This window comes from Haladaptatus halobius (assembly GCF_020618475.1).
Lineage (GTDB): Archaea > Halobacteriota > Halobacteria > Halobacteriales > Haladaptataceae > Haladaptatus > Haladaptatus halobius.
In genome coordinates, this window is the sequence record NZ_CP085335.1 from 913,752 (window position 1) to 930,306 (window position 16,555).

General features: G+C 65.3%; 17 protein-coding genes and 2 pseudogenes. 14 read left to right on the plus strand and 5 right to left on the minus strand.

The features are described from left to right. Positions 1-8 precede the first annotated feature (8 nt). From LIW51_RS05225 to LIW51_RS05265, 9 genes and pseudogenes are all read left to right on the plus strand, one after another. A complete protein-coding gene (locus LIW51_RS05225) occupies positions 9-707 on the plus strand; it encodes a DUF7504 family protein (protein ID WP_227376161.1) in 699 nt (232 codons plus the stop codon). Further along, positions 704-973, plus strand: a complete 270-nt coding sequence (locus LIW51_RS05230; protein ID WP_227376162.1) for a hypothetical protein — start codon at positions 704-706, stop codon at positions 971-973. Before LIW51_RS05225 ends, LIW51_RS05230 begins: the two co-directional genes overlap by 4 nt. Before the next feature lie 95 nt (positions 974-1,068). After that, positions 1,069-1,209, plus strand: coding sequence for a hypothetical protein (locus LIW51_RS05235; RefSeq protein ID WP_227376163.1), 141 nt, complete (start codon positions 1,069-1,071; stop codon positions 1,207-1,209). A 162-nt stretch (positions 1,210-1,371) separates the two neighbouring features. After that, on the plus strand, positions 1,372-2,028 hold the full coding sequence (locus LIW51_RS05240) for a hypothetical protein (protein WP_227376164.1): 657 nt from the start codon (positions 1,372-1,374) through the stop codon (positions 2,026-2,028). Between the two features lie 27 nt (positions 2,029-2,055). Further along, positions 2,056-2,799 (plus strand): caspase family protein, encoded by a 744-nt coding sequence (locus tag LIW51_RS05245; RefSeq protein ID WP_227376165.1) that lies wholly within the window; start codon positions 2,056-2,058, stop codon positions 2,797-2,799. A gap of 39 nt (positions 2,800-2,838) precedes the next feature. Next, a pseudogene (folP, locus tag LIW51_RS05250) lies at positions 2,839-3,651 on the plus strand (dihydropteroate synthase); the annotation flags it as partial. A 124-nt stretch (positions 3,652-3,775) separates the two neighbouring features. Beyond that, positions 3,776-4,465 carry a 6-hydroxymethylpterin diphosphokinase MptE-like protein gene (locus LIW51_RS05255; protein ID WP_227376167.1) on the plus strand — a complete coding sequence of 230 codons (690 nt, stop codon included), beginning with the start codon at positions 3,776-3,778 and terminating at the stop codon, positions 4,463-4,465. Positions 4,466-4,524: 59 nt separating this feature from the next. Next, positions 4,525-5,931, plus strand: a complete 1,407-nt coding sequence (locus LIW51_RS05260) for an FAD-binding oxidoreductase (protein ID WP_227376168.1) — start codon at positions 4,525-4,527, stop codon at positions 5,929-5,931. Between the two features lie 124 nt (positions 5,932-6,055). Next, a pseudogene (locus LIW51_RS05265) lies at positions 6,056-7,404 on the plus strand (PQQ-dependent sugar dehydrogenase). A 51-nt stretch (positions 7,405-7,455) separates the two neighbouring features. Here LIW51_RS05265 and LIW51_RS05270 read toward each other — a convergent pair. Continuing rightward, positions 7,456-9,141 carry a thiamine pyrophosphate-binding protein gene (locus tag LIW51_RS05270; RefSeq protein ID WP_227376169.1) on the minus strand — a complete coding sequence of 562 codons (1,686 nt, stop codon included), beginning with the start codon at positions 9,139-9,141 and terminating at the stop codon, positions 7,456-7,458. A 154-nt stretch (positions 9,142-9,295) separates the two neighbouring features. On the opposite strand from LIW51_RS05270, the gene LIW51_RS05275 reads away from it, so the two are divergent. Then, positions 9,296-10,288 carry a DMT family transporter gene (locus LIW51_RS05275; protein ID WP_227376170.1) on the plus strand — a complete coding sequence of 331 codons (993 nt, stop codon included), beginning with the start codon at positions 9,296-9,298 and terminating at the stop codon, positions 10,286-10,288. Between the two features lie 93 nt (positions 10,289-10,381). Continuing rightward, on the plus strand, positions 10,382-10,717 hold the full coding sequence (locus LIW51_RS05280) for a hypothetical protein (RefSeq protein ID WP_227376171.1): 336 nt from the start codon (positions 10,382-10,384) through the stop codon (positions 10,715-10,717). On the opposite strand, the gene LIW51_RS05285 is transcribed toward LIW51_RS05280, so the two are convergent. The 3 genes from LIW51_RS05285 to LIW51_RS05295 form a co-directional block, all read right to left on the minus strand. Further along, a complete protein-coding gene (locus LIW51_RS05285; RefSeq protein ID WP_227376172.1) occupies positions 10,714-11,124 on the minus strand; it encodes a luciferase domain-containing protein in 411 nt (136 codons plus the stop codon). The two genes, LIW51_RS05280 and LIW51_RS05285, sit on opposite strands and share 4 nt — an antisense overlap. Beyond that, positions 11,121-11,435 (minus strand): 2Fe-2S iron-sulfur cluster-binding protein, encoded by a 315-nt coding sequence (locus tag LIW51_RS05290; RefSeq protein WP_227376173.1) that lies wholly within the window; start codon positions 11,433-11,435, stop codon positions 11,121-11,123. The genes LIW51_RS05285 and LIW51_RS05290 overlap by 4 nt, the downstream gene beginning before the upstream one ends. A gap of 75 nt (positions 11,436-11,510) precedes the next feature. Then, positions 11,511-12,512: a TIGR04024 family LLM class F420-dependent oxidoreductase gene (locus LIW51_RS05295; protein ID WP_227376174.1), complete on the minus strand. Its 1,002-nt coding sequence runs from the start codon at positions 12,510-12,512 to the stop codon at positions 11,511-11,513. A gap of 145 nt (positions 12,513-12,657) precedes the next feature. On the opposite strand from LIW51_RS05295, the gene LIW51_RS05300 reads away from it, so the two are divergent. Next, the gene (locus LIW51_RS05300; RefSeq protein WP_227376175.1) at positions 12,658-13,164 is read left to right on the plus strand and encodes an RDD family protein; all 507 of its coding nucleotides are present in this window, start codon (positions 12,658-12,660) and stop codon (positions 13,162-13,164) included. A gap of 49 nt (positions 13,165-13,213) precedes the next feature. On the opposite strand, the gene LIW51_RS05305 is transcribed toward LIW51_RS05300, so the two are convergent. Beyond that, positions 13,214-13,972 (minus strand): SDR family NAD(P)-dependent oxidoreductase, encoded by a 759-nt coding sequence (locus LIW51_RS05305; RefSeq protein WP_227376176.1) that lies wholly within the window; start codon positions 13,970-13,972, stop codon positions 13,214-13,216. Between the two features lie 207 nt (positions 13,973-14,179). Here LIW51_RS05305 and LIW51_RS05310 point away from each other — a divergent pair, with 207 nt between their 5' ends. Together LIW51_RS05310 and LIW51_RS05315 are read left to right on the plus strand one after the other, a co-directional pair. Next, on the plus strand, positions 14,180-15,256 hold the full coding sequence (locus LIW51_RS05310; RefSeq protein WP_227376177.1) for a putative sulfate/molybdate transporter: 1,077 nt from the start codon (positions 14,180-14,182) through the stop codon (positions 15,254-15,256). 25 nt (positions 15,257-15,281) lie between these two features. Further along, on the plus strand, positions 15,282-16,496 hold the full coding sequence (locus tag LIW51_RS05315; RefSeq protein WP_227376178.1) for a lactate 2-monooxygenase: 1,215 nt from the start codon (positions 15,282-15,284) through the stop codon (positions 16,494-16,496). The last annotated feature ends 59 nt before the right edge of the window (positions 16,497-16,555 follow it).

Consider the following 16,555-nt stretch of genomic DNA (forward strand, 5'->3'; position numbering starts at 1 on the left):
TCTCACTAATGCGTCCCGCAGAGATCTCGTTTCGCGGCGGGAACAGCGCACCCAAGTTTCACGACGCTCTCGCCGATTTCAAACGGCGAGGGTGTAATATCCTCGTCACCGGACGGGTCTCCGAGACGACGACGAACCGAACGACGATACAACTGCTCGGTGCGAGCACGGAAGAGCGAAAGCGCGTTCTCGTTCTCACGGACGCGACCACCCGGTACGCTGGCGCGAAACTCCCCGCGGGCACGAGGATGGACGACGCCGACGTGTGGATCATCGACTGGGGGGACGACGAGCGCGCCGCCCGGGCGATGCCGACCCCGACCATCCCGCGACCGAACGACTCCGCCGAGGTCGGTCTCCGCGACCTCCGGTCGGATATCGTCACCGCCGTCAGTTTCTTCGATGAGTGGGCGGGCGGTCTCGCCCCGTTAGAACTCCGACTGTCGCTCGATTCGCTCGTCAAACCGCTCGAACGGTACGACCGAGACACCGTCGAACAGTTCCTTCGAATCGTTACGGCGCTCGTCCGCGGCGTCTCCGGCATGGCACACTTCCACCTGCCGATTCCGGACGACGACACGCTGGTGCAAGAACTGTCGCAGCTGTTCGACGCGCGCGTCGAAGTGAAGCAGGGTGACGGACTGGTGCCGAAACAACGCTGGCACGTCCCCGAGTACGACCAGACGACGAACTGGGTTCGGTTATGAATCGAGAGGATTCTGACGGCGAGACGACTGAGCCGAGATTCGAGCCGATTTCGAGTCCATCGGGCGTAGCGATATTCGATCCGATCGAGAAAATTCGGTTCGAACTGCACACGTCCGACCCCGTAACGTTGCAACCGACCAGTACGGATGACTTCCCGTTTCCGATGGATTCGGCGGTCACGTTATCGACGCGGCGGATCGTCGTTTCAGAAACGATTCCGATAAACTTCTGGGCTGGAGAGAACCCGTCGAACGGTGTGATTTGAACACGGACGAACTATCCGTCGCACCCAACGAGTACTGTCTCGAAATTGTATCGGTACCAATAAAACTCTATATCGGCCTCGAATCCGCGGTTCTGGTGAAACGTGACGACGAAACGACCATCGTCGAATTCGACGACGATCGGTCGGTGTGTATCGGCGTAAGGTCGCTACATACACGTCCGGCAGGGACGATAACGGTGACGGACCACGTCGAGGACGTGATGCGAGCAGTATAGCTGTTTGGGTCGGCACTGAAGACGACCAGTCTCGAACGGGCGTATCCCACACTCCGCGGCCATCTGCCTACTATCGAACGCGGTGCGGAGTTTTCGACGCCGAAGGAACTTGAACCGCCGAACACGAACGTCAAACTCGTACTCCCACCAGAGCGCGAGTACGTGTACCCAGCCGCGTCGCTCTCGTACTATCTCGGGGCGGAACTCGTTTCGGGAAACGAACCCACCCTCGTCGCGGACGGATTCGAGTATCCGTTGGCCGGTTTGGAAGGCTACGAATCGACCGTCGGCCGCACTCTTCGTCAAGCATTGTTCCTCGATTGCGTGGTTCGAACCGAGGGCTACTATCAGATCGACCTCCACGAGCGCCAGCAGGTCGAACCGCTGGTCGACCTCGATTTCGCGGCGCTCTACGACGCACCGTTGTCCGAGCGTCTCGGTGTGTATCTCGATGTTCCCTTCGAGACGCTCGAACCGCACGTGCCGGAGTGGCACTTGACCACCGACATTGTGCCGACACACGAGAACGTCGACGCGCTCCCGTTCGTGGCGAACGACCTCGCTCTGATTCGGTGTCCGTCACGAGTGAACGACGCCACGATCAGCGCACCACCACATACACTGACCGAATTCTGCCGAAGCACGGGCTCGGTATTCACCGAGAACGAATCAAAACCGCTGATAGTCGAACCGGACACGGTCGAGAGTATCGAGCATGCGTGGATCGGTGACGGGTATCCGATAGGAAGCAACAAGGCGTCCGTCAAGTCGTTACGACGGAGATTCGAAACGCCTCGCGCCGCCGACCCGACCATTTGAATTCAGGTCGTCTGCAACGGCGAAAGCATGCGCGAGGAAGAGACGGTCGGGGACTTGTACGGATTCCGTGATATGCTCGACTACGACGTCGAAATCGCGTACGACCTCACGACCGACCAACTCCGCGAACAGTTTGCAGCATCCATAGATTTTCTCCACTATATCGGCCATGTCGATCATCAGGGAATCCATTGTGTCGACGGCGTTCTCGACGCGCGGAGCCTCAGTACGGTGAACGTGCGAACGTTCTTACTCAACGCTTGTCGCTCGTACGAACAGGGTGCTGCGTTGGTCGAAAAGGGCAGTCATACGGGCGTCGTCACCCTCTCAGAGGTGTCCAATCAAGCTGCTACGAAAGTCGGTCGAACGCTCGCCCGATTTCTCAACGCTGGCTACCCATTCGGTATCTCGCTGTCTATCGCACGGCAGCAGACGCTCGCGGGACACCAGTATATCACCATCGGCGATGGGAGGACGATACTCTGTCAATCAAGTGCTGGCGGATGTCCCTACCACCGTCTCGGTCTGGTCGACGAGGAGACATTTCACATAACACTAGAGTGGTACATCGACTTCCATTTTGGTATCGGCAGCAACATTGGACTGAACGTAGAAAGCGTAACGAAACAGTATCTCGGCCCTGGAACCATCGAATCGTTCGAACTGACGGCAGAAGAACTCGATAGATATCTCGAACTGGATCAGTCCCCGATCGAGTACGACGGCGACCTCTACTGGAGCGGCGAGATCACCGCCGCCGATCTCGACTGAAAGGGCCGATTTTTATTCCTCCGCTCCCCTCGTCCGAGTATGCAGAACGTCTCCGCCGCAGGACTCGGAATCGGGCAGGCGCATCCGCCCCGAATCATGGGCGTGTTGAACGTCAGCGAGGAGTCGCCGTACGACCCGAGCGTCTACGACGACCCGGATGAGGCCGCCGAGTACGTCGATTCCGAACTCCTCGACGAAGGCGCGGACATCGTGGACGTGGGCCTCGAATCGGCGAACAAGCGGTTCGAAGTGCTGACCGCCGAGGAGGAACTCGACCGCCTCGACGCGGCGGTCGAGACCATCGAACGAGTCTCCGGCGACGCCGTCTTCTCCATCGAGACGCGGTACAGCGACGTGGCGGACGAGGCGCTTTCGCGCGGATTCGACGTGGTGAACGACATCTGCGGCTTCGCCGACCCGGAGATGGCGTCGGTCTGCGAGCGCCACGACGCCGCCGTCGTGAAGATGGCGAGTCCGCCGGACTTGCACCGACCGGGCGCGATAGCGCGAGTGGACGATATATACGACGCGCTGGCCAGCGAACCCCTGACCGACAAGACCATCTTCGACCCGGCGTTCGGAGGGTGGAGCGAGGAGAAGACGCTGGCGGACGACCGGGAAACGTTCCACCGACTCGCCGAGCTTCGGAAACTGGGGCGGCCCATCCTCGTCTCCATCAATCGGAAGAATTTCCTCGGCGACGTGGTCGACAGGGACACCGACGAACGACTCCCGGCGAGCCTCGCGGCGACGGCGCTGGCGGTCGAGCGCGGCGCGGACGTGATTCGGACGCACGACGTGGCGGAAACGGTGGACGCCGCGACCATCGGGCACGTACTCGGACGAAACCGCGAATGACGGGAAGACTTATACCGGACGACCATCCAACGGGAGGTAAGCCGGAAGTGCTTCCATGGGTAGGGGTACTCGTCGGGTGCACTTCTCGCGCGGACATTCAACTCCTCCGGAGCGACGCATGAACTTCGACGAATGGGAGCCGGTGTACGCCGCCATCCTCGAAGCGTTCGGCTTCTCCCGCGCGGACGACGAACGCGCCCGTGACGTGCTGGCGGAGCGTTCCGTCCCCTTCGACCTTGATCGATTCGACGATTTCGCCGGGAAGACGGTCGCCGTCGCCGGGGCGGGGCCGTCGCTCGACGCCGAACTTGACCGAGCGCGCGAGGCCGAGTTCGTGCTGGCGGCGTCCACTGCCGCGGATACACTCCTCGACGCGGGACTCGACGTGGACTGCATGGTGACGGATCTGGACAAGAACCCCGAAACGGCCCGCGAGTTGACCGAACGGGGAGTTCCGGTCGCGGCGCACGCCCACGGCGACAACGTTTCGGCCATCCGGGAGTACGTCCCGACGTTCGATGCGGAGCACGTGCTGGCGACGACGCAGGCCGAACCCCGCGGCCCGGTTCGTAACTTCGGCGGGTTCACCGACGGCGACCGAGCGGCCTTCCTCGCCGACCACTTCGGGGCGGGGGACCTCGTCTTCCTCGGGTGGGATTTCGACGACCCCTCGGTGGACGCCGTGAAATGGCGGAAACTGCGCTGGGCGGAGCGCCTGCTCTGCTGGCTCGAACTGCGACGGGACGAGCGATTTTCGGTGCTCGACGGGCGACGCGAGGATATCGACACGAGCGCGCTCCCGCCGTGATTTCCTTCCCTCGCTTGCACGGCGGAGTTTTTATCGTCCGCCTTGTCCATTGCCAGCGTATGACAGGCGACTGTTCGTTCCTCCGCGATCTCCCGCTCGGCGACGACCAGCTATCGTTCGACGACTCCCAGCGCGACGGACACGCCGGCGACTGGGGGACGCCGGAGTCGGAGCGGGTGCGCCCGGACGCTGTGGTGTGGCCCGAATCGACGGACGACGTGGCGAGCGTGCTCGCGGCGGCGGACGACCGAGGAGTGCCGGTCACGCCCTACGCGGCGGGGACGAGCCTCGAAGGGAACGCGACCCCCTCCCGCGGCGGAATCAGCATGGACGTGAGCCGAATGAACGCGGTGCTCGACGTGCGCCCCGACGATTTTCAGATCGACGTCGAACCAGGCGTCTTCGGCTCGGTCGTGGACGAGACCGTCGCTAGCCACGGTCTCTTCTTTCCGCCCCTGCCGTCGTCGGGCGACATCTCGACCATCGGCGGGATGATAGCCAACGACGCCAGCGGAATGAAGACGGTGAAGTACGGCGAGGTGAGCGACTGGGTGCTCGAACTGGAGGCCGTGCTGGCTGACGGGTCGGTCATCACTGCGGGGAGCGGGGCGGTCAAAACCTCCAGCGGCTACAACCTGAAAGATCTCGTCGTCGGGAGCGAAGGAACTCTCGCGGTCGTCACGCGGGCGACGCTCGAACTCGCCGGGCGACCCGAGCAGATTCGGGGCGGTCGCGCCATCTTCGACGCGCTGTCGGACGCGGTCGAGGCGGTCTCCGACGCGGTTCGCTCCGGCGTGGACGTGGCGACCATCGAACTTGTGGACGAGACGAGCGCCGCGATGGCGAACGCCTACACGGGGTCGTCCTTGCCGGACTCCCCGATGGTGTTCGTCGAGTTCCACGCGAATCACGGCGTCGACAGAGAAATCGAGTTCTGTCGCTCGGTGTTCGAGGCGCACGACGTGTCGCAGTTCGAAACAGCCGAGGGCGACGAGATGGACGACCTCTGGCAGCCCCGGCGAGAGCTGGCGTACGCGGTGCAGACCTACGACCCGGAACTCTCGCCACTCCACCCCGGCGACGTGACGGTGCCCATCAGCAAGTACCCAGAGACGGTTCGACACGTGCGCCGACTCGCCGAGGAACACGACCTATTGATTCCCTGCTTCGGCCACGCCGGGGACGGAAACCTCCACCACTCGGTGCTGGTGGACGAGTCCGACGACGACCACGTCGAGCGCGCCCGGCGGGTACAGACCGAAATCGTGAAGCGGGCCATCGATGTGGGCGGCACTTGCACGGGCGAGCACGGCGTCGGACGCGGGAAGCGCGAGTACCTCGAACTCGAACACGGCGAGGAAAGCGTCGAAGCGATGCGCCGGGTGAAACGCGCCCTCGACCCGAACGACACGCTGAACCCCGGGAAGATATTCCCCGAAACGAGGGACGGCGGGTGGATGCGGTGAGTGTCGCCCTCGGCGAGAGCGAAGCGGGGCGGAACGCGCAGTTTCGCCGCGCCGCGTTCGAATCGCGGTTCGAATTCCGTTTCGCATCCCCTCCCTTTTGCCGCCCGGACGCGTATCGGCGGACATGAAGCGGCGACGCTTTCTTGAAGCGACGCTCGCCGGCTCGGTGACGGGACTGGCCGGCTGCGGGCAACCGACCAGCCGCAACGCCCAACCGAATTCGACCGGCACGGAAACGGCCGGGACGACCGGAACGTCGGGGACGAACACGATGGCGGGTAACCCACCTGACTCGGTCGGTGTTCGAACATTGGCCAGCGGCATGGATGTGCCGCTGGACGTGGCCTTCGCACCCGACGCCGACCGTCGGTACATCGCCGACCAGGTCGGTCTCGTTCACCTCCAGAAATCGAACGGCCTCCGCGACGAGCCGTTTCTCGACCTGCGTGACACCGTCGAAGCAGGCGGCGAAAGGGGACTGCTGGGGATAGCGCTCCATCTCGACTTCGCCGAGAACCGCCGGCTGTTCGTCCGCTACACCGCCCTGCCGCGATCCGGAACGCCACCGGACTACAGTCACACGTTCGTCCTCTCGGAGTTCGCGGCGACCGAAGACGGCGGCCGAGCAAAGCGCGACTCCGAACGTGTCGTCTTGGAGATTCCCGAACCGCAGAGCAACCATAACGCCGGAGACCTCAAGTTCGGGGGGACCGCTACCTCTACGTGGCGGTCGGCGACGGCGGCGGGGGCGGCGACCAAGGGACGGGTCACGTCTCCGACTGGTACGACGCCGTCGACGGAGGCAACGGGCAGGACGTGACCGAGAACCTCCTTGGGAGCATCCTCCGTATCGACGTCGATAGCCGAGCGAACGGGAAGGGTTACGCCGTCCCCGACGACAACCCGCTGGTCGGTACCGACGGCCTCGACGAACACTACGCGTGGGGGTTCCGAAATCCGTGGCGGATGTCCTTCGACCGCGGAGAGTTCTTCGTCAGCGACGTTGGGCAGAGCCGGTACGAGGAGGTGAGCCTCGTCGAGAAGGGCGGCAACTATGGGTGGAACGTCAGGGAGGGAACCCACTGCTACGAGGTGGGCGACTGCCCGAGTCGGACGCCTGACGGCATCCGCGGCGGCGAGCGGCTCACCGCGCCCATCATAGAGTATTCTCACTCGGGCGGTTCCGTCAGCGGAATCTCGGTCATCGGCGGGTACGTCTACCGCGGGTCGGCGTTCCCGGAGATGCGAGGGACGTACGTCTTCGGCGATTTGCAGGCCAATGGGCGACTGTTCGCCGCGACGCGTCCCGACGACGGCGGTCGGTGGCCGACGCGGGTCGTCACGGTGGCCGGAAACGGCGGAAACAAGTTAGAGCAGATTTTCTCGTTCGGCCGCAACGACAGCGGGGAGCTGTACGTGCTCGGCACCGGAACCGACGGCGGCGGGCTCCACCGTATCGTCCCCGCTGGGTGACGATCTTCGCCGGACGACCGCGGCTTCACCGCCGACTCGGCGGACGTAACTTCAATCGTGAATCAGCACGTCCACGACGCTCGGGCCGTCTTCGGCAAGCGCGGTTTCCACCGTCTCCTCGATGTCGCCGGGCGATTCGACCAGATACCCCGTCGCGCCGTGACTCTCCGCGTTCTTCGGGATATCGACCGGCGGGTCGAAATCCATCCCAACGAACTCGTGGTCGTCGTCCGTCCCGCCGAACAGCTTTATCGTGTTGTCCTTGAGGATGCGGTAGTTGCGGTTGTCCGGAACCACGACGGTCAGATTAACGTCGTACCGGGCCGCCGAGTAGAGCGAGTGAGGGTAGTAGAGGTACGACCCGTCGCCGACGAAGCCAACGACCGGTCTGGGATCGTCGCGCTCCGCCTCGGCCATCGCGGCACCGACCGCGGCAGGGAGGCCGTAGCCCAGTCCCCCGCCCTTGTTCGAGATGTACGATTCGCGCTCGAAGTCCCAGCGCGTGAGCAGGGCGTACTTCGAGGTGACGCCCTCGTCCACGATGTAGGCGTCCGGGACGACCGAGCGCAGGGCGTCCACGAGTTCGGCTTTCGAGGCGCGCGGGTCGTCCGCCTCGTCTTCGCCCATCGACGCTATCTTCTGCTGTGCGAAGGATTTGAACTGCTGGACGCGCTCCAGTCGCCCCGCCAGTTCGTCGTCCGCGAGTTCGACTCGCTCCGCGATGGCGTCCATGACGAGGCCGAGGTCGCCGACCGCGGCGACGTCCGCCGGCGCGTTCTTTCCGACTTGCCACGGCTCGTCGTTCAGGTCGACGATGGTCGCGCGTTCCGGAACGAGGTCGCGGTCGTGGCGGATGAGCGTCGTGTTGGTCGAACAGCCCGCGAAGATGAGCGCGTCGGTGTTCATAACGGTGGCGGCCAGATCCTCGTCCGGCGGGACGTGGGAGACCCACTGCTCGTGGTCGGTGGGGAAGGCCACCTCGCAGGAGAGGATTTCGGCGTGGACGCGCGCGCCGGTCGCCTCCGCGAGTCGAATCGCCGCGTCGACCGGGTCGGTCTCCGACCGCGCGCCGTGGCGAGGGACGTGGTCGCCGACGACGAGCACCGGGTCGTCCGCCTCCGCGAGCAGATCGGCGGCCCGCGCTATCGCCTCGGGGTCGCCAGCGCCGGGGTTCTGGATGCGCCCGAGTCGCTGGGGTTCGGCGTCCGTCTCGGCCATCATCACGTCCAGCGGGAGGGCGAGGAAGACCGGGGCGGTCGGCGGCGTCTGGGCCACGCGGAACGCTCGCCGGATCATCGTCGGAAGCGCGGACACGTCGGTCACTTCTGCGCTCCACTTCGTGAACTGGTCGGTCATGGCGAGCAGGTCGCCGGAAAGGATGGGCTCCTCGTGGCGGAAATCGAGGCTGTGCGCGCCCGCGGTCACGACCAGCGGGGAACCGGTCACCGATGCGCCGTAGAGGTTGCCGAGTCCGTGCGCGACGCCCGGCGCGACGTGGAGGTTGACGACGCCGACTGGATTTCCGTTTTGCGCATCGTACTGACGGGTGCTGGCGTAACCCGCGGCCATCCCGACCGCGATGTCCTCATGCGGTGCGAGAACGTACTCCAACTCGCTGTCGCCCAACGCTCGCATGACCGGCAGTTCGGTCGTTCCGGGGTTGCCGAAGACATGCTCGACGCCGTAGGATTCGAGGGCATCGGTGAACAGCTCCGCCCCCGTGCGTGAAGCTACCATGGCGGTGACTGAACGCGAGGGACTAAACAATTTCCGGGGTTCACCGACGCCGGGGTGTGCGACTCTGTGAATTGGTATCCCAGCCCCGGCAATTTTGAAGTATCGCGGGCTGTTAGCGGTGATACCCGCTCTCCGAGGTGTTCGATCGAATCCCATGAATCTCTCACGGTATCGAAACGCAGCGTCGTTCCTCCTGCTCGCGATCATCTGGGGGTCGTCGTTCGTCGCCATCGAAACCGGTCTCCGCGCCTTTCCGCCCGTGCTATTCGCTGCGCTCCGGTACGACGTGGCGAGCGCGGTGCTGTTGGCCGTGGTTGTCGGACTCGGCTTTCGCCGAGACGACTTCCAGTGGCGACCCACGACGCGAACCGACTGGGCGAACGTCGCCGTCGGGGGCGTCTTCCTCTTCGGCCTCTATCTCGCGCTCGTCTTCATCGGCCAGCAGTACGTCACGAGCGGCGTCGGGAGCGTCGTTCTGAGTTTGAAGCCGGTCGTCACGCCGCTGTTCGCGCTCGCGCTCCTTCCGAACGAACGCTTGGACGCGCTCGAAATCGCGGGCGTCCTAGTGGCGCTGGTCGGCGTCGTCGTGGTTGCCAACCCGAGCCCGACTTCCCTCGGCGGCACCGCCGTCGGCGTCGGCTTGCTGTTCGCCGCGGCGGTCGTCTTCGCGCTCGCCTCGGTGCTGACCCAGCGAATGTGGACGACGCTTCCGACGCTCACACAGCAGGCGTGGATGATGGTCGTCGGCGCGCTCTTCCTCCACGTCACGAGCGGCGCGCTTCGCGGCTGGCCGACGGTGTCACCGTCGCCGATGGCGCTGGCCTCTCTCGTGTACCTCGCGTTCGTCGCCAGCCTTGCGGGCTACTTCATCTACTTCGACCTGCTGGGGCGGGTCGGTGCGAATGAGGTCAACCTCGTGAACTACGTCGTCCCGGTCGTCGCCACCCTCTTCGGGTGGCTCCTCCTCGGCGAACCCATCACCGGGAACACGATACTCGGCTTCCTCGTCATCCTCGCCGGGTTCGTCCTGCTGAAGTGGGCGGCGCTGAAACGCGGCGTCGTCGCGGCTCGCAGGCCGTCGCGTTCGCTTCCGGGAGCGTCCTCCTCAGAGACGGTGGTCGTCGCGGGGAACGTCTACTATCGGTAGCGATTTTCAATAGTTCGCCCCAACTTACAATAGAAACACGGTCGTCACGGACTCTATGGCCATCTGTCCGTACTGTGAGTCCGACATCACCGAATGGGCGCAACGACTCGAACGCGCGTCCGCCGCGAGCACGCCGAAAGTCTGGACGTGTCCGGAGTGCGACCGCGTCTTGGGCATCTCCGACTGGGGGTCGGCGTGATGCCGATTTCGGGATGGCGACGCCGGGAGGATCTGGAAGGCGGCAAACAGATTCGAGTCTGGCTCCGCGAGGACGGGGACGAAGAGCTGTACGTCGAGAACCTGACCTACCGCGACGAGGGGTACGCCGTCTACGTCTACGACGTGGAGAGCGACGAGTGGGAGACGATCGCCGAGACGGACTCCAGAGCCGACGCGGTCGAGAAGGCGACTGACTGGGCCGAGAGTTAGAGTAGGTCCCTCACCCCGTCGCTCGGTTCGAGCGCGGCGAGTTCCGCGTCGACATCGAGTCCCGAGAGGGCGTCCCGGCCCGCGTTGGTCTTGTGTACCGCTTTCGCGTGACTCAGATACGAGAGACGCAGCAACCAGAGCGCGCCGTCCACGTCGTCCGCTCCCTCGACGTGGAACGTCGTCCACCCCGATTCGGGGTAGACGTGGTGCGGTTCCGTTCGCCCCTCCTCGACTAGCCGGTCGCGCACCCGGCGCGGAAACGCGACGTCGACGATGCCCCAGCGATGGACGTGTCCCACCTCCCGCGGGCCGAGGCGAAATTCGGTCCCGCCGAACGGGTGTTCGCCCGCTTCGACGCCGTCCCACATCGATACCTCTGCGACGATTCGGTCGATTTCGTCGCTCACGTCTTCTGCCCCCAGAACCCCTCGCGTTTTCGCACCTCAACGTCATCAAGCACGCGTGTCTGGCACGCGAGTCGGAGGTCGGAGTCGAGGTCGTGCGGCGGTTTCGAGAGGCGGCGCTTCTCTCTCGGTTCCGGGTCGCTCACCGCCCCGTCGACTTCGACCGCGCAAGTGCCGCAGGCCGCCTTCCCCCGACAGTTCAGATAGTGTGCCGTGCCGTTGTACGGCGTCTCCCCGGCGTCGAGGAGCACGTCGCGGAGATTCGCGCCATCTTCGCACTCGATCTCTCGTCCGCGGAATCGGACGGTCAGCATGGTTTACCAGTCGCTCCCGACCGAGTTACGTCTTTCCACGAACGATGCCAGTTCCGGCGAACGCAGGTCGGCGACTCAGGGAGCCAACGCGGCCATCGTCTCGCGGGCTTCCTCGACCGTCGCGCCACGAGGGAAGCCGACCGCGACTGCGTCGACGCCGTCGATGGCGGCGAACTTCTCGACTTCCTCGCGTGTGCGCTCGGGCGTCCCCGCGGCCCCGAGGTCGTCGAGCAGGTCGTCGCCGACGAGTTCGGTCGCCCGCTCCTTGTCGCCGCTCCCCCACGCCGAGGAGATGTCGTGGGCGAGTTCCTCGTATCCCTGTCGTGCCAGCGAATCGCGGTAGTAGGTTCCCATCCCGCCGACGTAGAAGGCGGCGTGCTGGCGGGCGAGTCGTCGGGCGCGCTCGCCGTCCTCCAGCGCGCAGCAGGTCAGCGACAGCGTCACCCGCACGTCGTCGGGGTCGCGGTCGCCGAGTTCCGCCCCGCGGCGCAGGTCTTCGAGTCGGTCGCGCAGGCCGTCCGGCGTGAAGACGATGGCGTGCCAGCCGTCGGCGAAGCGCCCGGCGAGTTCCACCGACTTCGGCCCCATCGCCGCGGCGTCGATGGGCGGCGGCGTCTCCGGCGGGTCGCAGCGCAGTCGAAAGCCGCCGACCGTGAAGCAGTCGCCGTCGTAGTTCACCGTCTCGCCCAACAGCACCTTCCGGACGATGTCGATAGTCTCGCGGGTGCGCCGGAGCGGGCGGTCGAACTGCTCGCCGTGCCACCCTTGGATGACCGCCGGGCCGCTCGGCCCGAGGCCGACCCGGAACCGACCGTCCGACACTTCCTGTAGCGTCGCCGCGGTCTGGCCGATGAGCGCGGGCGACCGCGAGTAGACGTTCCAGATAGACGGGCCGAGACCGATCTCCTCGGTGCCGAGGGCCATCGCGGTCAGACTCGTCACCGCGTCGCGGCCCCACGTCTCGGGGAGCCACGCGTGTTCGTACTCCAACTCTTCCGCTCTCCGAGTGAGTTCGACCAGCGTGTCGACGCTCGGCTGTGCCGCGACCGGGAGGTGAACCGTTCTGTCTGCGGGCATTTGCTTCGAATGGTTCGTGCGGACACCTATCAGTACCGGTGTTCGCGGCGAAAACTCGTGGAAACGACGCCGGGCGTCGGCGTCGGGAGGGCAAATCGACGGGCGTGTACGAAAAAACAAGTGGAACACCCGAGAACACCAGGGTATGGACAACGACGAGACCGACGCCGAGCCGAGCGAACCGACGGGCATGAAGAAAATCTACCTCGCGTCCTGGGGCGACCGCTTCGTCGCGTGGTTGATCGACGTTATCCTCGTCGGCGCGGTGCTCTCGGTGTTCGGCCAGATCGTCGGGTTCTTCTCGCTTGTCACCGGCGGTCTCGTTCCGACGAATCCGTTCCTTGGTGCCAACGGATTGGGTCTTTGGCTCTACTGGACCGCTCTCGAAGGATATAGCGGCCAATCGGCCGGTAAGATGGTCGTGGATATCGCAGTCACCGACGAACGAGGTGACGACATCGACCTTCTCGCGGCGGGAATCGAGAGTTTCGGAAAAGCGTTCCTGCTGCCCCTCGACGTGCTGATCGGCTGGCTCGTCGTGGAAGACGAGTACGGTCGCTTGTTCAACAAACTATCCTCGACAATCGTCGTCGAGCTTCCCGAAGATGGGAGCATTCCGGAGGGCGTCGAGTACGTCTCCCCGAAAAGCTGACTCGAGACGCGCCCGTTCTCGAACAATTACCGAATCGCGCGTTCGCGGTTCAGGCCTCGGGCGTCTTCATGATGTCGGGAACGCCGGCCGCCGTGAGCGTCTCGCCGACGACGAACGACGATGCCGGGCTGGCGAGGAACTGCATCACGTCGGCGATCTCCTCGCTCAGCCCAACCCGGCGCTCCACGTCCTCGCGGTCGATCTCCTCGGCGCTGATACCCATCTGCGATTCGAGTCCCGGCGTGGCGACGAACCCCGGTGCGACGCAGTTCACTCGGACGCCCGCGCCCGCCCACTCGAACGCGAGCGTTCGCGTGAGATTGATGATGCCGGCCTTCGCCGCGCCGTAATGGCTCATGTACGGCGACCCCTGTTGGCCCGCAACGCTGGCCACGTTGATGACCGACCCGCCGCCGTCTTTCAGGTGCTCGCCCGCGACCTGCGTGCAGTGGTAGGTTCCGGCGAGGTTGATGTCCACGATCTTCGCCCAGCCGTTTGGGGAGATCTCGTCGAACCCCGCCATGAAACTCGCCCCGGCGTTGTTCACCAGCACGTCCAGTCCGCCGAACTCCTCGACTGTCGCCTCGACCAGCGCCTCGACCGCGTCGCGGTCGGTCACGTCGCACTCGACCGCGAGGGCGTTCTCGCCGATCGCTTCCGCCACGAGGTCGACGTTCTCCTGTTCGCGCGAGCAGACGACGACGTTCGCTCCGTCGTCCGCGAACCGCTCCGCGACCACCTCTCCGATTCCGCTCGACGCGCCCGTCACGATGGCCGTCTTCCCCGAAACGCCGAACTGCTCCCTCACGTTTCGTTCCCTCCGGCTCGAATCCCGTGCATGCCCGGCGATACTCGAACTCGAAGGATAGTTCTTGCCGTGGTCATCCGAACCTGCTCTCGCGGTCGTCGGAGAGTCGCGTTCGGACGCAACCGAAATCGGTTCCTCGACCAGCTATTTTTCGCCGAATTCCGTTTCTCAGTAAACCTATGTAGGTTGCGCCCGTCACCGTCTTCGATGGCCGAGAGCACGTTCGGGAGCGGGCGGCGACTCGACTTCTCGCTCTCGGAGGTAACCGGGGCGGTCGGCGATTCCATCACCGTCCTCCCCGTCGCGGTCGCCGTCGCCGCGCTCACCGACCTCGAACTTCCGGTTTTGCTCCTCGGTTTCGCCGTCTTTCAGGTCGTCTGGGGTCTACACTACGGAATCCCCGTCTCGGTCGAACCGATGAAGGCGCTCGCCGCCCTCGTCCTCGCGGGCACACTCACGACCGGCGAGTTCGTCACCGCCGGTCTGCTCGGCGGCGTCCTCCTCCTCGTCCTCGGAACGACGGGGTCGCTCGGCCGACTCGCGGCGCACGTCGGCGATCCCGTCGTTCGAGGCGTGCAGGTGGCCGTCGCGCTCCTCCTCGCGCGAACCGGCATCGAACTCGGCGTCGCGGCTCCGACGAGCACGCTCCTCGCAGTCGCGGTCACCGCAATCGTCGTCGCGCTCGGCTACCGGCGCACGAGCGCGCTCGCGGTGCTCGCGCTCGGATTCCTGCTCGCGGGGTTCGACGTCGGCGTTCCCTCGCCCCGCCTCCCCGCCGTCTCGTCCGGCGTTACGCTCGCGTTCACGTCGGGGATGCTCTCCGCGACGGCCGGACAGTTGGCTATGACGGTCGGGAACGCGGCCGTCGCCACCTCGCTCCTGCTCGCCGACCTGCTCGACGCCGACGTGTCGCCGGACGAACTGGCGACCAGCATGGGCGCGATGAATCTGCTCGCAGTTCCGCTCGGCGCGATGCCGATGTGTCACGGCAGCGGCGGCGTCGCCGGGAAGTACGCCTTCGGCGCGCGAACCGCCGGAGCTAATCTCGTTTTGGGCGTGTTGTACGCGCTGGCGGCCGTGTTCGCGGTGTCGCTCGTCGCTGCGTTCCCCCTCTCCGTGCTCGGCGTCGTCCTCGTCCTCGTCGCGGTCGAACTCGGAAGGGCAGGACTCGACACCGACGACCCGTTGCTCGCGGTCGGAATCGGCGTGTTCGGCCTGCTCACGAACGTCGGCGTCGCCTTCGTCGCCGGGGTCGGAGCGTGGTGGCTTCGGAACAAAGTATAATTTGCACGGGAATCTCTCACGAGCCATGGACGACTCCTCGGAAGACGATTCCTCGGAATCGTTCGGCCCGAACCGCCAGCGCGAAGTGTACGCCTCCGGGATGCTCGCCGACCAGACGCCCGACCTGCCCACGTCGCCCGAAAGGCTCGCCGAACTCGCCCGCGAGGAACTTCCGCCTGAGGCTCACACCTACGTCGCGGGGTCGGCGGGCGAGGAGAGCACCAAGGACGAAAATCGCCGCGCGTTCGACCGCTGGCGAATCGTCCCGCGGATGCTCCGCGACGTGGAAGAACGCGACCTCTCGGTCGAACTCTTCGGACGGGAGCTTCCGGTGCCGGTACTGCTCGCGCCCGTCGGCGTCCAATCGATCATCCACGAGGACGGCGAACTCGCCGCAGCAAGGGCCGCCGCCGACCTCGACGTGCCGCTCGTCCTCAGCTCCGCGTCATCGGAGACGATGGAAGACGTAGCCGACAAACTCGGCGACACACTCGGCTGGTTCCAACTCTACTGGAGCGCCGACCGCGACGTGACCGCCAGTTTCCTCCGTCGAGCAGAGGAGGCGGGCTACGAGGCCGTCGTCGTCACGCTCGACACCCCGATGATGGGCTGGCGGGAGCGCGACGTGGAACACGCGTACCTCCCCTTCCTCGACGGGGAGGGCGTGGCGAACTACCTGAGCGACCCCGCGTTCCGCGATTCGCTCGACGCCTCGCCGGAGGAAGACGAAACGGGCGCTCTCTGGCGGTTTACGGAGATATTCAGCGACCCGTCGCTGACGTGGGACGACCTCGGTTTCCTCCGCGAGCACACCGACCTCCCCATCGTGCTGAAGGGCATCCTCCATCCGGACGACGCCAGCGAGGCGGTCGAGCGAGGTGTCGACGGCATCGTCGTCTCGAACCACGGAGGACGACAGGTCGACGGCGCGATCGGCGCGCTGGACGCTCTTCCCGGCGTCGTGGACGAGGTCGGCGACGAGGTGCCGGTGCTGTTCGACAGCGGAATCCGCCGCGGTGCGGACGCCCTCCGGGCGATCGCACTCGGTGCGGACGCGGTCATGCTCGGCCGTCCGTACATCTATGGCCTCGCGGTCGCCGGGGCCGACGGCGTCCGAGAAGTGCTCCGGAACTTCCTCGCCGACCTCGATCTGACCCTCGCCCTGTCGGGCCACGCCTCGTTCGAGGAGATAGACCGGTCGGTGTTAGTGGAAACGGACGGAACGCAGGCCGGCGAGTGAGTCGTTTCACCGACCGTCGGGGCCGGAAATCGAGAGTGCGTAAATCGCGAGCGACGAAC

Bases quoted from the DNA above. Each gene is read 5' to 3' on its own strand.
- LIW51_RS05225 (WP_227376161.1), top strand. From the start codon at position 9: ATGCGTCCCGCAGAGATCTCGTTTCGCGGCGGGAACAGCGCACCCAAG.
- LIW51_RS05230 (WP_227376162.1), top strand. From the start codon at position 704: ATGAATCGAGAGGATTCTGACGGCGAGACGACTGAGCCGAGATTCGAG.
- LIW51_RS05245 (WP_227376165.1), top strand. From the start codon at position 2,056: ATGCGCGAGGAAGAGACGGTCGGGGACTTGTACGGATTCCGTGATATG.
- LIW51_RS05255 (WP_227376167.1), top strand. From the start codon at position 3,776: ATGAACTTCGACGAATGGGAGCCGGTGTACGCCGCCATCCTCGAAGCG.
- LIW51_RS05260 (WP_227376168.1), top strand. From the start codon at position 4,525: ATGACAGGCGACTGTTCGTTCCTCCGCGATCTCCCGCTCGGCGACGAC.
- LIW51_RS05270 (WP_227376169.1), bottom strand. From the start codon at position 9,141: ATGGTAGCTTCACGCACGGGGGCGGAGCTGTTCACCGATGCCCTCGAA.
- LIW51_RS05275 (WP_227376170.1), top strand. From the start codon at position 9,296: ATGAATCTCTCACGGTATCGAAACGCAGCGTCGTTCCTCCTGCTCGCG.
- LIW51_RS05280 (WP_227376171.1), top strand. From the start codon at position 10,382: ATGGGCGCAACGACTCGAACGCGCGTCCGCCGCGAGCACGCCGAAAGT.
- LIW51_RS05290 (WP_227376173.1), bottom strand. From the start codon at position 11,435: ATGCTGACCGTCCGATTCCGCGGACGAGAGATCGAGTGCGAAGATGGC.
- LIW51_RS05295 (WP_227376174.1), bottom strand. From the start codon at position 12,512: ATGCCCGCAGACAGAACGGTTCACCTCCCGGTCGCGGCACAGCCGAGC.
- LIW51_RS05300 (WP_227376175.1), top strand. From the start codon at position 12,658: ATGGACAACGACGAGACCGACGCCGAGCCGAGCGAACCGACGGGCATG.
- LIW51_RS05310 (WP_227376177.1), top strand. From the start codon at position 14,180: ATGGCCGAGAGCACGTTCGGGAGCGGGCGGCGACTCGACTTCTCGCTC.
- LIW51_RS05315 (WP_227376178.1), top strand. From the start codon at position 15,282: ATGGACGACTCCTCGGAAGACGATTCCTCGGAATCGTTCGGCCCGAAC.